Source organism: Soonwooa sp. T0.1_25, from assembly GCF_057652215.1.
Genome location: NZ_JBYFBZ010000004.1, coordinates 155,735 through 170,693, shown reverse-complemented (window position 1 = coordinate 170,693; position 14,959 = coordinate 155,735). Strand labels below are relative to the sequence as shown.

Below are 14,959 nucleotides of genomic sequence, written 5' to 3'. Positions count from 1 at the left end.
CTTGGTTATGGATGCTTTTTTTATTTTTACAGAAATTATTAATATGGTCAGTATCGAAGACGAGTTCCAAGAATTCAAGCAAGAATTAGAAAAATTGAGTATTCAGGTTATTAAAATCCAAAAAGTTGGTAATGCTAGTATGTCTTTTCATGAAGTAATTTACAAATCGCCACGTTACGACGAAGAAAAAAAAGTTTTTGTAGAACGTCACAAACTTGACGAACTTTTAAACGATTTTAAAAAAGCTTATTCCTAAATCTTGATTTTGTTTTAATAAGGTATATTTTTGAATGCCATTTACCTTTTCCGATCCAGCAATAGCTCTACCTCTTGATAGATGGTTTTTCACATTTTTTTCATCTTTATTACATCTAAAATTTATAACAAACTAATATTTCTATCCGTAAAATAAAAGTCTTTTAAAAGCACAGATCGCTGGTAATGTCGGGACATCTCAAAAAAGATTTGCGCGTAATCATCAATGCTTAAAACTGCCGATTTGCGATTCCAATTAGTAAGTTGGGATTTGTAATCTTATTTTTGCGCCAAGTCAAAAAGGATTTTATTAAGTTATTTTCTGATTGATAAGGCATTTGCATCACCAATTGTCCAGCTTTATTTACTTTAGAAATAATTTTCGGAAACAACTTTTGATGGTTGCCCGACCATTGTAAAGGAGCATTAGACGTTGGTTCGCCTGTTCCACAACCCAAAGCGATGCCGGTCATCTTATATTGATCTTCAGTTAAATCCATCAAGTCAAAAAAAGGAAGATATCTAATATTTTTTGAACTGATTATAAACGTCAGGGTTCCAAGGATTTTTTTTAAATTAAACAAAGGATAAAAGATGGACAATCATAAATTTGTTTTAAACTTTATTAAATTTATAAAGAATTGCTGACTTTTACCGACATTTGTTCTGTAAATTTCAAGTATGAAAAACGCCATTCTCATCACCATCGGCGATGAAATCCTTTCTGGAAACACCATTGATACCAATTCTAACTTTATTGCAAAAGAACTAAAATCCATCGGCATTTCTGTGAAACAAATTTTCACGATTTCAGATGAAATTGAGGTCATTAAATCGATCTTGAGAGAGGCTTTTGATTTGGGCGATTTGGTGATAACAACAGGCGGTTTAGGACCGACCAGAGATGATAAAACCAAGAAAGCTTTTTTGGAATTTTTCGATGATGAATTAATTTCGGATGAAAAAACATTTAAGCATTTGTCAGATTATTTGATTTCCCGAAATCGACAAGATCTGTTGGCGTTAAATAAAAGTCAAGCCGATGTATTGTCGAAAGCTGTAGTTTTTCAGAATGACTTCGGAACGGCGCCTTGTCAGATGCTTAAGCGAAACGGAAAATTAGTTTTCTCGTTGCCAGGCGTTCCTTACGAAGTAAAACCCTTGATAAAAGATAAAATTCTCCCTTATTTAAAAGAAAAATTCGAGCTCGATTCTATTTTTACAAGAATTGTTTCAGTAGTCCACGTTCCAGAAAGTATTTTGGCTGAACGAATCGCAAATTGGGAAGATCATTTGCCATCGCACATTTCGTTATCTTATTTACCAGTTGGCAACCGCGTTAAATTGAGAATAACCGCTTCTGGAAAAGATTTTTCGCAATTAGAAAACGATGTCGAAACGCAAATTCATTCTTTGTTAAAAATTATTGGTGACAATGTCATTGCAACTTACGAAGATAAAATCGAGAAGATTTTAGGCGAAATTCTAACCGAGCGAAAACTTAGTATTTCAACAACCGAAAGTTGTACTGGTGGCGAAATTTCAAAATTGATAACATCGGTTTCTGGAAGTTCTAAGTATTTTCTGGGAGGGATTGTAACCTATGCAACCCAAAAGAAAATCGATATTTTAAAAGTTTCTAAGGAAAGCGTTGCCAAGCACAGCGTTGTAAGTGAAGAAGTCGCTCTAGAAATGGCTCGTGGTGGACAGAAGCTATTTGGGACAGATATTTGTCTTTCTACGACTGGCGTTGCGGGGCCAAGCAAAGGTGAAGATGGGAAAGATATTGGGACGGTTTTTTATTCAATTAGAATTAATGATGTCGAGAAAGTTTCGCATTTGTATTTGCCTTATATGGAGCGAACAGATTTTATGAATTTTGTTGCACAGCGCATTTTGCAAGATTTAGTGGCGATGTTGGTGCAGAATCATTGATATTTCTCATCGTCCAAGATTCTTCGTTAAATTTTATCTTTTGTAGCTTTGATAGGTTTTAATATTTAATCATGAAAAATGTAATTTTAATAGGAGCAGTCGCTTTTGCTTTGGTTTCTTGTGAAAAGAAAAATCTTGAAGTTAAACAGGCTTCCGAAATGGAATCTGGACTTAAAATCTCGGCAAAAGTGGTAAATGAAGAAGATCCTATCTGTCACATGAAAACCGCTGATCATCTTAGCGATACCTTGACTTATAAAGGTCAGGTTTATGGTTTTTGCAGTTCGATGTGTAAAGATGAATTCAAAAAAAATCCTGATTCTTATTTAAAATAAAATGTCAGCTACCGAAAATATCTCAACTTCAAAATCAAAGAAAATATGGATTCCCATTTTGGTAATTCTGTTGATTGCTGCGTTGGTTTTTGGTGTTCGACAATACATGAATTCGTCGCTTTTTACAGTGATGAAAGTCCCAGAATTTTCTTTAAAAAATCAACATGACAAAACGATTACCAACAAAGACATGCTGGGGAAAGTCTATTTGGTGGAGTTTTTCTTTAGTCGTTGTCCAACGATTTGCCCTGTGATGAATAATAATATGCGTCACATCGAAGAAGAAATCAACGATCCAAATTTTGGAATAATCTCCATAAGTATCGATCCAGAAAACGATACACCCGAAATTCTGAAAGAACACGCAAAAAAAATTGGTGCTAGATCGTCAAATTGGCATTTTTTGACAGGTGACAGAAATTATATTGGCGACATTGCAAAGAAATTTGATATTTACGTGGGAGATCAAAAAGATAAAGCGGAAAGTCTAAACCATAGCGGAGAAATTGCTTTGGTAGATAAAGATGGAAACATCCGTTGTCGTTTTGGGAAAGATGGCATGCCGATTTTGTATTATTCTGGACTTAATTACGTCGATGAAGCGGGAACTAAAACCAGTTTGGTGGGAAAATATCATCCCGACCGCGAAATTTTGATTGAAGACATCAAAAAACTTCTAAAATAGGTGTTAATTAATGTTAATGCTACTTTGTTAAAGGCATGAATAAAGTATCTTTAAGACAATTAAGTTAATGTTTAATCGAAAATTTTAAAAATGAAAGTATTAAAAATAGCAGCTGTCGGTTTCTTAATGGCTTCGAGTTTTATGTCAGCACAGTTTAAACAATCTACACTTCCTTATGCGTATAATGCGCTAGAAACTGCCGTAGATGCACAAACTATGGAAATTCATTACAGCAAACATGCGGCTGGATATACCGCAAACCTTAACAAAGCAATTGCGGGAACGCCGATGGAAAAGGAAAGTCTTTTCACTATTCTTTCTCATATTTCTAAAGAATCGCCTGCGGTAAGAAATAATGCTGGTGGACATTATAACCACGAGTTATTTTGGACGGTTTTAACACCTAAAAAAGACACAAAAGCGTCTGCAAAATTAGCCAAAGCAATTACAGATAATTTTGGAAGTATGGAGGCTTTCAAAGAGAAAATTGCAAAAGCTGCGGCTGACAGATTTGGTTCTGGATGGGCTTGGTTAATCGTAACACCAGACAAAAAGTTAGCTATTACCTCAACTGCAAATCAAGATAATCCGTTGATGGATGTGGCAGAAGTTAAAGGAACACCTATTTTTGCAATTGATGTTTGGGAACACGCTTATTATTTAAAATATCAAAACAAACGTGCAGATTATTTATCGGCTTTATGGAGCGTTGTTAATTGGGATGAAATCTCAAAACGTTACAATCTAACAATTAAATAATTTTTTTACGATAGAACAATAGCTCGCTTTTCGATTTTGAGAAGCGAGTTTTTTTATTGAAATTTTATTTTATTTTAACTTCAAATTAAATGGTTTTTCATGGTTCTTGTAAATCTCTACACATCAAAAATTAACAGGAAGCTGTGGGAAAATCAAGACAAATTTGTCAAACGGAAAATACAAAACGGTGGAGACGTGTAAAGTGGAGTAGTCGCCTCATTGTCTTCTGTGTCGCGCTGCTTTTTGGGGCTTTAGCGCTAATGATGAGGCTAGACAAAAATCCTCAACTTCCTTTTCATGGAGATTTCAAAGCTGTAATTTCGGCAAATAAAACTTTTTTGCAAGAGAACAAAAATTCTGAAGAATATCAAGGTTTTAGAGGTTTTATTCATGACAAAGCGATGAATACTACTGAAGACAAAATCACGCAAGCCAGAGAAGATCGTGTAAAAAATCAAAGTAAAAATTGGTGTCAATTACCTGCTGGGATTCGCTCTGCTTTCTATGTTGCGTGGGATCCGCAATCTTTGATGTCTTTAAAAAGAAATATCAAAAACCTAAATCTTGTCTTTCCAGAATGGTTTTTTATTGATGCTAAAACGGGCGATTTAAAAACGCAAATGGATCCCGAAGGTTACAAAATCATTAAAAGAACTGGAGTGGCTGCGATGCCAATTTTGAGTAACAACTCCAATCAGGAATTCCATTCAGAAGGTATTGGGAAGATTTTGGGCGATCCTGTAAAACGTATGGCTTTGATTGATAAAGTTGCGACACAATGTGTGAAAAATAATTTCAAAGGAATAAACATCGACTTCGAAGATTTAAATCTTAATTCAGACCAAGTTTTGGTAGATTTTATGAAAGATTTGAGGACGGTTTTCAAGAAAAATAATCTTTTAATTACGATGGATGTGATGACAGATAATGACGATTACAACATTCAAAAACTTGACCCTTACGTAGATTATTTTGTGTTGATGGCTTACGACGAATATTCTGCGGATAGCGATGCAGGGCCAGTTTCATCTCAAAAATGGATTGAAGCGCAAACCGATAAAATGATTAAAAAAACAAGTCCTCAAAAAGTTATTTTGGGACTCGGAGCTTATGGCTATGATTGGAGTTCTAACAAAGACCAAAACACCTCGGTAACTTACATGCAAGCTATTACAAAAGCCAATGCCAGTAAGGCTTCTATCAATTTTGATGACAATACTTTTAACCTCAATTATTCTTATCAAGACAGTCAAAAAAACACGCATACCGTTTATTTTAATGATGCGGCTTCGTTGTTTAATACAATGCGTTTCGCTTCGGAATATCCGTTGGCAGGAACGGCTTTGTGGCGTTTGGGAAGTGAAGACAGCAGAACTTGGTTGTATTACAATCAGGATTTAACTTATGACGGAATTCAGAAATTTAATGTTCAAAAACTTCAAAATGTAAAAGGGCAAACCATGGTCGATTACATCGGTGACGGCGAAGTTTTGGATGTTCTGAATACGCCACACGATGGTAAAATTAAGTTAGAAGTTGACCCTAACGAACAAATTATCACGGATGAAAATTATGTGACTTATCCAAGTTCATATGAGGTTAAAAAATATGGCGCAGCGCCACAAAAGCAATTGGTTTTAACCTTTGATGACGGTCCAGATGAGACTTATACACCTCAAATTTTGGATGTTTTATCAAAATATCATGTTCCAGCTGCTTTCTTTTTGGTCGGAATTAATGCCGAGAAAAATTTGCCACTCGTAAAACGTATTTACAAAGAAGGTCACGAAATCGGAAACCACACTTTCACGCACGAAAATATTGCAAAAGTCGCCCCAGAGCGCGCTTTAATGGAATTAAAATTAACGCGACTTCTTATAGAATGTGTGACTGGACATAGCACGATTTTGTTCCGTGCGCCTTATAATGCGGATTCCGAGCCTACAACGCCCGAGGAAATTATTCCGGTGGCTTTGGCGAGACAACAAAATTATTTGGATATAGGCGAAAATATCGACCCCGAAGATTGGGAACCAGGCGTAAAAGCGGACAAAATTGTTGCCCGAGTTTTGGATGGTTTAAAAAAAGAACGTGGAAACATTATTTTGCTTCATGACGCAGGTGGTGATTCGCGTGCGGAAACGGTGAAAGCTTTGAAAATTTTAATTCCGATGCTGCAAAAACAAGGTTATCATTTCACGAATTTGACAACAATTTTGCACAAAAGTAAAAGAGAATTAATGCCAGAAGTTCCAAAAACCAAAGCATATTATATTATGCAACTTAACTTGGTTTTGGCAACCGTTATTTATGGTGTAAGTCATTTCTTGGTGGCATTATTTGCGATTTTTATTGGCCTCGGAATCATCCGATTATTGCTCATGCTTTATTGGGCAATTCGCGAACATAAAAAAGAGAAAAAACTTGGTGGATTTCCAGTTTTGGAAGTTTATCCTAAAGTTTCGATTATCGTTCCAGCTTATAATGAAGAAGTGAATATTGTTTCATCACTTCGAAATTTATTGAATCAAACTTATCCTAATTTTGATATAGTATTTGTTGATGATGGCAGTAAAGATGCGACTTTGGAAAAGCTAAAAGAAGCTTTTTCCAGCGAATCTAAACTTAAAATTTTAACTAAAATAAATGGCGGAAAAGCAACTGCGCTCAACTATGGAATCTCGCAAACAGACGACGAATATGTGGTTTGTATCGATGCGGACACCAAATTGGAGCAAGATGCTGTAAAATATTTAATCGCTCGATTTTTAAATGCTAAAGAAGACGAAAATATCGCCGCTGTTGCAGGAAATGTAAAAGTCGGAAACCGCGTCAATTGGCTTACAAGATGGCAATCAATCGAATATACAACGAGTCAGAATTTCGATAGATTGGCTTATGCCAACATCAATGCCATTACGGTAATTCCAGGTGCGATTGGTGCTTTCAGAAAATCGGTGATTGATGAAGCCGGCGGTTATTCGTCGGATACTTTGGCGGAAGATTGTGATTTAACGGTTAAAATTTTAAAAAACGGCTACACGATTGCCAACGAAAATAAAGCCGTCGCAATTACCGAAGCACCAGAAAGCGTAAAACAGTTTCTGAAACAGCGTTTCCGTTGGACCTATGGTATTATGCAAATGTTTTGGAAGCAACGTCAAACTTTCCTCAATCCAAAATACAAAGGTTTGGGACTTTGGGCGATGCCGAATATTTTGTTGTTTCAATATATTATTCCGTTTTTCTCACCATTGGCAGATTTAATCATGTTTTTCGGAACTTTATCAGGAAATGGCAGCAAGATTTTCACTTACTATTTATTATTTTTGGTTGTAGATGCTGCTTTAGCTTTTATCGCATTCTTTATGCAAAAGGAAAAATGGACAGATTTATTCTACATTATTCCGCAAAGATTTGGTTACAGATGGTTAATGTACATCGTTTTGTTCCGAAGTTTAAGAAAAGCTTTACAAGGCGAATTACAAACTTGGGGCTTCCTTAAACGAACAGGAAACGTAAAAGATATTGCCACCAACCCGCAATAGAATTTTAAATTAAGTACAATATTAAAGTTGCGAAATTTTAATTTACTTCATGAAAGTACAGTTTGTTTATTTTTTTTAAATGAAGAAAATATTTCAAAAAAAATTACATTTGATTTCGTAACAAAAACAAAATTTGAACGACATATTTCAACAAATTATATTAAATGAAAAAACTTACAATCTCACTATTTTTGTTAGCAGGAGTTTGTTCACAGACTTTAGTTCATGCACAAAATAAAACCACGATGAGCCAAACAAAAGAAAACGGTTTAGACCTTTCTGCGATGGACAAGTCGGTTCGTCCACAGGATGATTTCTACAATTATGTAAATGGTTCTTGGATGAAAACAGCAAAGATCCCAGCAGATAAGCCAACTTGGGGAAGTTTTAATAAACTTGCTGAGGATACAGATAACAACTCGATGACGATTTTGAATTCACTTTTGAAGGATAAATTCGCTGACGGAAGTGAGGGTAAAAAAATCCAAGATTTGTACGCTACTTACATGAATATGGACAAGCGTAACGCTGACGGAATTAAGCCAATTCAAGCCAATTTGGATAGAATTGATGCTATCAAAAACATGGCTGACTTACAAAAATATATGATTTCTGTAACTAAAGAAGGAGAAAATACGTTGTATGGTTGGGGAGTGGATGCAGATTTGAAGGATTCTAAAATGAATGCTATCTATCTTGGCGACGCTTCTTTAGGTTTAGGAAGAGATTATTATCAAAAAGTGAACGAGAAAAACACAGAAACTTTAGCTGAGTATCAGAAATATGTTGCTTCGATGCTAAAAGAAATCGGTTACAAAAACGCTGACGAAGTTGCTAAAAAAATCGTTGATTTTGAAAAGCAAATCGCTAAAACTTATTTAACAAACGAGCAAAGCCGTGATAATACTTTAATGTATAATCCAAAAACAATGGCTGAACTTAAAACTTTGGTTAAAAATGTAGATCTTCCTGCTTATCTTAAAAGCGTTGGTGTAACAACTGATAAAGCAATTATTGGTGAATTGGGTTATTACAAGAGTTTTGATAAATTCTTTAACGACAAAAATTTACCTTTAATTAAAGATTATCTGAAGTTCCACATGATTCACGGAAGTGCTTCTTATTTAAGCCAAAAATTGGGCGATATGAGATTTGATTTCTATGGTAAATATCTAAGTGGGCAACAAGAGCAAAGAGCTTTGAACAAAAGAGGTTACCAGTTAATTAACGGTACTTTGGGTGAAGCTTTTGGTAAATTGTATGTTGAAAAATACTTCCCAGCTTCTGCAAAAGCACAAATGGTAGAATTGATTGATTATCTTAAAAAGAGTTTCGATGTACACATCAAAAATCTTTCTTGGATGTCTCAAACTACAAAAACTAAAGCTTTAGAAAAGTTAAATAAATTCACGGTTAAAGTAGCTTATCCAGACACTTGGAAAGATTATTCTAAACTGACAATCCTTTCTGAAAACCAAGGTGGCACATTGTACAAAAACCTACAAAACATCACAGAATGGCAATACAATAAAGATTTAGCAAAAATCGGAAAACCAGTTGATAAAACAGAGTGGGGAATGACGCCGCAAACGGTGAACGCTTACTATAACCCAGTAAACAACGAAATCGTTTTCCCAGCTGCAATTCTTCAGCCGCCTTTCTTCAATCCAAATGCTGATGCAGCGGTTAATTTCGGTGGAATTGGAGCGGTTATCGGTCACGAAATCACACACGGTTTCGATGATTCTGGAGCACAATTTGATGCTGACGGTAACTTAGTAGATTGGTGGACACCAGCTGACAAAGCTAACTTCGAAAAAGCTACAAAAGCTTTAGCAGCGCAGTATGACAAGTACGAGCCAGTAAAAGGAACTTTCGTAAACGGAACTTTCACAAATGGTGAAAACATCGCGGATTTAGGAGGAGTTAATATCGCTTTCGATGCTTTGCAGATGTATCTAAAAGATAAAGGAAACCCTGGAACAATCAGTGGTTATACACAAGACCAAAGATTCTTCTTGAGCTGGGCAACAGTATGGAGAACTTTATCAAGCGATAAATATATGACAATGCAGGTTAAAACAGACCCACATTCTCCAGGTTATTTCAGAAGTTTTGGACCGTTGGTTAATACCGATGCTTTCTACAAAGCTTTCGACGTTAAAGCAGGCGACAAATTGTATAAGAAACCAGAAGAAAGAATCAAAATTTGGTAATTTAATCTTTGTGGGAAATCATAAAGGCGCCGCATCGTAGATGCGGCGCCTCTTTTTCCTTCAATTCATAAATCTTTTAAAAATTAATTTTATCTTTGAAAAAGAAAAGCAAGACATTGCTAATCATAAAAATTTAAAATTATGAAACATTTAATTCTTACAATATCAGCAGCTGTTATGTTGGCATCATGTGCCGCGTCTAACTATTCTGTTAAAAAAGGCGGAAACCAAGTTGCATTAGAAGGCAGCTCTTGGTTTTTGGCAGAGCAAGTAAGCACCGAGCAGCCGACTTTGGTTGTAGAAGCAGGCAAGATTACAGGTAATACAGGATGTAACAATTATTTTTCTAACAACGTTGCTATCGATGCCAAAGCTGGGACATTTGCAGCAACCGAGCTAGGATCTACAAGAAAAGCTTGTATAAATATGAGTGTTGAGACAGGATTTCTTAACATGCTACAACAAGCTAACAGATATGTCGTAAATGGCGAAAGTCTAGAGCTGTACAAAGACAATCTATTGTTGCTAAAATTCAACAAAAAATAATAAAAAAACGGAACTCAATTTTGGGTTCCGTTTTCATTTTTTAATATCGATTTAGATTACTCTTCTTCTTCGTCATCGTATTTTGCTAACTCAGCATCGCAGAATTTGAAAGCCTCTTCAACTACTTTAGTAGCCTCATTAGCCAAAGTTTCTTCGTCATCACCTTCTAGATCATCCAACCACTCAACTTCTTCCTCTTCAACGTTAAGGATAAAACGAGGATATTCTGTATGTACTACAAAAAGATCTTCTGGAAAATCTGTGTTGTCTGCTAATAAAAACTTAGGTAAAGTCATATCTATAAAATTTAATAGTTTCTAATAATTTTTTTTAGGAGCAAGTCAATTTTCTCACACTTTAGACAATTTGTCCCGCTTTTTGTTACAATCTTTTTGCTCGGCAAAGCCTCTGGCAAAAAGGATTTCCACGTCAATCGGGGCTATCGATAACCATCCTCAGTTCTTAGTCCAAAGACTCAATCCCTGCATCAAAGATAACAAAAAATCTTATTCCGAAAACCGAAAATTAAGATTTCGGAGAAAATCATATTTTTTGAAATCCACAAGTTATTTCTTATCAAACTTCTGAAACTGGTTTCTCTTTATTTTTAGTTTAGAATCAACACGATAAGGCGTTAAGACTTTTGGATCCAAAGTATCTTTCGCCGAAAAAGTAGTATAAATCATCGGATTAACCGTACTAATAATTTCTGCGGAACGTACATTTCCGAGATCTTCTTCCGATTTTAACCAAAATTTTATCGTTCCTGTTTCTTTATTTTCGTTTTTTAGAAAAGTTTGTATTTCTTCACGGTTTTCCAAATAATTTCCTTTTGATAACCATGTAAAAGCAAATCCCGTTAGCAAACTTCCTACAGAAATTAAATAAGTCAAATTCCCCAAAACCGTCCATAATCTTCGAAAATAATACATCCAAATCGGAAGACCAAAAGGCGCTAACAATCGATAATCTATTGCGTTAACCGAATAAAAATATTGTACAAAATAAGAACAAACAATACCAACAAATCCTGTCCAAAGCAATAATAAATCAAAATCCGAATGTTTTGTTTTAATAACGAAATATAAAGTAAGACCAATATTGATTAAGCCAATACCATAGATCCCATAATTGACAATACCGCCAGACGGATCAGCAATATGTACAAAAGGATCAAAAGTCGTGGCAAGGCCTTGCCATAGTTCGGTTAGAAGTTTAGAAGTTGGTTTTAGTCCAATATTTAGAAAATCTCTGATATAATCTTCATTAAAGTAATCGACATACAACAACTTGAAAAGCACCACAAACAAAACTCCCAAAAGTGCCGATAAAACAAAGTATTTACCATAAGTTGTTTTTATTTTCAGTAGACCAAACCAGCCCAAACCAGCCATCAAGAACAAAGCGCTATATCTAATATTATAACAAATAATTAAAAACAAACTCAGTATCAAAACTGCTTTTAAACCTTTAAAATTTTCGGCTATAACTTGTTTAGAATAATAAAAAAGGAAAAAGACAAATGGCAAAATTGGTGCTTCGCTCATCGTGTAAGAAAACACCGACACAAAACTAAAAAGCGCCGAAATCATCAAGATTTCTTTGAAGTAGAATTTTTTTTTCCAAGCGAATACCAACATTGCTGTGTAGGCTAAAAGTCCAACAACTTTACTGCTCCAGAATTCGTCCAAGCCAAAATTAGTGCACAACCAAATCGCAAAAGGATAGCCTAATGGCGCTGTTGTATTGTCGATAACTGGCAACATGTGCGCTTGTCGCATATATCGAATCGAATCTGGATTGACGCGACCTTTTTCATTCAATAAAAATCGAATGACAATCATTGCATAAGTCGCAATAATCAGGAAAATATTGATACACTTGGTAAGATTTGGGTTATGTAGTTTTGTTGCAAAATTCATGTTTATTTTTCAATCTTAATCTTAGAAATACGTTGTCCGTTCTTTTCCAAAATGGTGTATTTTAGATCTTTTATTTTAAATTCGTCATCCACTTGTGGTAGATTGTTGGTATTGTTGATTATGTAACCAGCCACGGTGTTGTATTGGTTGTTGATGTGCTCTTCTTCCTCTTCTTTATTGAAATAATCTAGGAAGTCATAAATATCCATTCCTGCATCTACAATCCAGGTGTCATTATCTAATTTGTTAATCTCTGGATTTTTTTCTTCATCATGCATCGTATCACCAACTAGCTCATCGATGAGGTCATTTAAAGTGATGATTCCTTTTACGCTTCCATATTCGTCGATTACAATTCCGTAATGGATTTTTGTTTTTTTGAACTGATTAAGTACTTGATAAGCTTTTGCAGCTTCATTGAAATATAAAGGCTCTTTTATATAATTTGAAACTTTAAAATCTGGCGTATTTGAGGCTAAAAACAAGTCTTTTAAAATTACAATTCCTAAAATATTATCTACGTTGTTGTTTTCGCAAACGGGATAAGCAGAATGTTTTCCGTCTTGTATTTTATACCGAATGTCGTCCCAAGAATCTTGAGTATCAAAAATAATCATATCACTTTTCGGCGTGTACAAAGCGCTCGCTTTTCTGTCCCCAAGCTCAAAAACACGTTCTACAATATCTTGTTCTATATTTAAGATTTCGCCGCCTTGCGCACTTTCTTTCACCATAGAAACGATTTCTTCCTCAGAAATAGTGTTGTCGTTTTTATCATCAATTCTAAATATTTTAGATAAAAAATCATTAGAAATCGATAACAACCAAACGAATGGCGAAGCAATTTTAGATAGTAAATTCATCGGTCTAGCCAACATAACGGCGATGGATTCTGGGAAAGTCATTCCAAGTCTTTTCGGGAATAATTCGCCAACAACAATAGAAAAATAGGTAATGATAATTACACTTCCCGAAATTGCAATTTTATTGGCGTAAGGCGCAAGAACTTCTACTTTTAGAAGTAGATTTTTTAAATCTTTTGTAATACTTTCACCACTGAAAATACCTAACAAAACCCCAATTAGCGTAATCCCAATTTGTACGGTTGACAAAAATCGGGTAGGGTTGTCCATTAGCTTGAGAGCGGTTTTAGCAGCGGGACTTCCTTTCTTTTTCAAACTTTCTAGCTTGAATTTTCTAGAAGAAACCAACGCCATTTCAGACATTGCAAAAACGCCGTTCAGTAATATTAAGGCAATTAGGATAATGAGTTCCATGTGAAATTTTTCAATCCTAAAAATACAATGTTTTTACTGTTTATCCACTATTGCAAACAAAAAAGCTTCAGAAGAACTGAAGCTTTTTTTAAATTTTATTAAAGTCCAAATTGTTTGACAAACAAATCCGGATAAACACCTAGACTTATAATGGCCAAGATAATAACAACCGCAACAATGTTGTAAGTGATGCTTACTTTTTCTGAAGTTTTGAAAGTACTTTCTTTATAGAAAAACATCGCAATGATTAATCGTAAATAATAAGCGATACTCAATGCAGAACCGAAAACTGCGATTAATACTAAGAATTCGAAACCACCTTTAATTGCTTGGTTGAACAGTGAAAACTTAGCCATAAATCCCGCTGTTAAAGGAATACCCGCCATTGATATCATCGAAACTGCAGCAGCAATTGCCAACAATGGATGTCTTTTTCCTAAACCGTTAAAGGCATTGAAAGAGGTTTCTCTTTTCACTTTTTCTACCCAGATTAATGCCATGAAAACACCAACCGTAGATAACGAATAAGCGAATAAATAGAATGCTAAGTTGTAAGGTGAAAGGCTATTCATGCCGAAGAAGATTAGCGTCACATAACCAGCATGAGAAACACTCGAGTAAGCCAACATACGTTTTGCGTTGGTTTGTACCAGTCCCATTACGTTTGCTAGAAGTAAAGTCACGATTAATAATACGCCAACAATGTTAATCCATTCTCCTACGATTCCTCCAAATGCCATGGTCATTAATTTTAAGAACGCATAGAAACCTGCAATTTTAACAACTGTTGCCATGAAAGCTGTAATCAATGATGGTGCACCTTGGTATACGTCTGGACTCCACATGTGGAAAGGCGCTAACGAGACTTTGAAAGCCATTGCGGATAACATAAAAATTGATCCAACAATTAGCATCATATTCTTAGGATCGTTAATCGCGAACGAACTTATTTGATAAAGATCAAAACTACCAGCCGATCCGTAAACTAATGCCACACCGAATAATAAAAACCCTGTTGCAAAAGCTCCCATTAAGAAATACTTCATTGAGGCTTCTGTAGAGCGAAGGTCAGTTTTGTTACTTCCTGCCATTACATATAATGGGATAGAAAGAATTTCGATACCGATGAATAATGTTACTAAATTTTGATAACCAAAAAGTACAATTCCTCCAGATAATGACATCAACATCAAAGCATACAACTCCGACTGGTGGCTTCTATGATTACTAAATGCAAATCCTCCGATAAAGAAAATTAGCAAAGTCGTTACGATAGATATTTTGGTAAACAAAGCAGCATTAGTACTGTAATCGAACATCGTTTTGTAGGCTGCGAAAAAATCGCAATCTGGAAGATAACTTACATATAAAGCTACTAACAATCCTGCAATGCCGATGTATCTTGAATATTTGCCTTGTTCGAAAACACCAGCAAATAATGCTAAAACTGCGGTAATGAATAATACTATAAAAACACTCAT

13 protein-coding genes are annotated in these 14,959 nt (G+C 35.1%); 8 read left to right on the top strand and 5 right to left on the bottom strand.

The annotated features are described in order from the left end of the window. Positions 1 to 7: 7 nt before the first annotated feature. Positions 8 to 256 carry a hypothetical protein gene (locus tag AC23MB_RS07625; RefSeq protein WP_431412386.1) on the top strand — a complete coding sequence of 83 codons (249 nt, stop codon included), beginning with the start codon at positions 8 to 10 and terminating at the stop codon, positions 254 to 256. A gap of 229 nt (positions 257 to 485) precedes the next feature. On the opposite strand, the gene AC23MB_RS07620 is transcribed toward AC23MB_RS07625, so the two are convergent. Beyond that, positions 486 to 755 (bottom strand): hypothetical protein, encoded by a 270-nt coding sequence (locus AC23MB_RS07620; RefSeq protein ID WP_487786903.1) that lies wholly within the window; start codon positions 753 to 755, stop codon positions 486 to 488. A gap of 181 nt (positions 756 to 936) precedes the next feature. Here AC23MB_RS07620 and AC23MB_RS07615 point away from each other — a divergent pair, with 181 nt between their 5' ends. From AC23MB_RS07615 to AC23MB_RS07585, 7 genes are all read left to right on the top strand, one after another. Continuing rightward, positions 937 to 2,190 carry a CinA family nicotinamide mononucleotide deamidase-related protein gene (locus AC23MB_RS07615; RefSeq protein WP_487786902.1) on the top strand — a complete coding sequence of 418 codons (1,254 nt, stop codon included), beginning with the start codon at positions 937 to 939 and terminating at the stop codon, positions 2,188 to 2,190. Between the two features lie 71 nt (positions 2,191 to 2,261). Continuing rightward, positions 2,262 to 2,525 (top strand): YHS domain-containing protein, encoded by a 264-nt coding sequence (locus AC23MB_RS07610; protein ID WP_487786901.1) that lies wholly within the window; start codon positions 2,262 to 2,264, stop codon positions 2,523 to 2,525. Between the two features lies 1 nt (position 2,526). Beyond that, the gene (locus AC23MB_RS07605) at positions 2,527 to 3,210 is read left to right on the top strand and encodes an SCO family protein (RefSeq protein WP_487786900.1); all 684 of its coding nucleotides are present in this window, start codon (positions 2,527 to 2,529) and stop codon (positions 3,208 to 3,210) included. Between the two features lie 90 nt (positions 3,211 to 3,300). Continuing rightward, positions 3,301 to 3,969, top strand: coding sequence for a superoxide dismutase (locus AC23MB_RS07600; RefSeq protein ID WP_487786899.1), 669 nt, complete (start codon positions 3,301 to 3,303; stop codon positions 3,967 to 3,969). Positions 3,970 to 4,229: 260 nt separating this feature from the next. After that, entirely contained in the window at positions 4,230 to 7,517 is a 3,288-nt protein-coding gene (locus AC23MB_RS07595) for a trifunctional glycoside hydrolase family 18/polysaccharide deacetylase/glycosyltransferase family 2 protein (RefSeq protein WP_487786898.1), read from the top strand. Between the two features lie 164 nt (positions 7,518 to 7,681). Next, entirely contained in the window at positions 7,682 to 9,733 is a 2,052-nt protein-coding gene (locus AC23MB_RS07590) for a M13 family metallopeptidase (RefSeq protein WP_487786897.1), read from the top strand. Between the two features lie 141 nt (positions 9,734 to 9,874). After that, complete coding sequence (locus AC23MB_RS07585; protein ID WP_487786896.1) at positions 9,875 to 10,279, top strand: META domain-containing protein; 405 nt, start codon at positions 9,875 to 9,877, stop codon at positions 10,277 to 10,279. 56 nt (positions 10,280 to 10,335) lie between these two features. Here the strand turns inward: AC23MB_RS07585 and AC23MB_RS07580 are convergent, their stop codons facing one another. From AC23MB_RS07580 to AC23MB_RS07565, 4 genes are all read right to left on the bottom strand, one after another. Further along, positions 10,336 to 10,575, bottom strand: coding sequence for a hypothetical protein (locus tag AC23MB_RS07580; RefSeq protein WP_079666841.1), 240 nt, complete (start codon positions 10,573 to 10,575; stop codon positions 10,336 to 10,338). A gap of 270 nt (positions 10,576 to 10,845) precedes the next feature. Further along, positions 10,846 to 12,201, bottom strand: a complete 1,356-nt coding sequence (locus AC23MB_RS07575; RefSeq protein WP_487786895.1) for a hypothetical protein — start codon at positions 12,199 to 12,201, stop codon at positions 10,846 to 10,848. Between the two features lie 2 nt (positions 12,202 to 12,203). Continuing rightward, positions 12,204 to 13,478, bottom strand: a complete 1,275-nt coding sequence (locus AC23MB_RS07570; RefSeq protein ID WP_374329764.1) for a hemolysin family protein — start codon at positions 13,476 to 13,478, stop codon at positions 12,204 to 12,206. A 98-nt stretch (positions 13,479 to 13,576) separates the two neighbouring features. Then, positions 13,577 to 14,959 carry an NADH-quinone oxidoreductase subunit N gene (locus AC23MB_RS07565; RefSeq protein WP_487786894.1) on the bottom strand — a complete coding sequence of 461 codons (1,383 nt, stop codon included), beginning with the start codon at positions 14,957 to 14,959 and terminating at the stop codon, positions 13,577 to 13,579.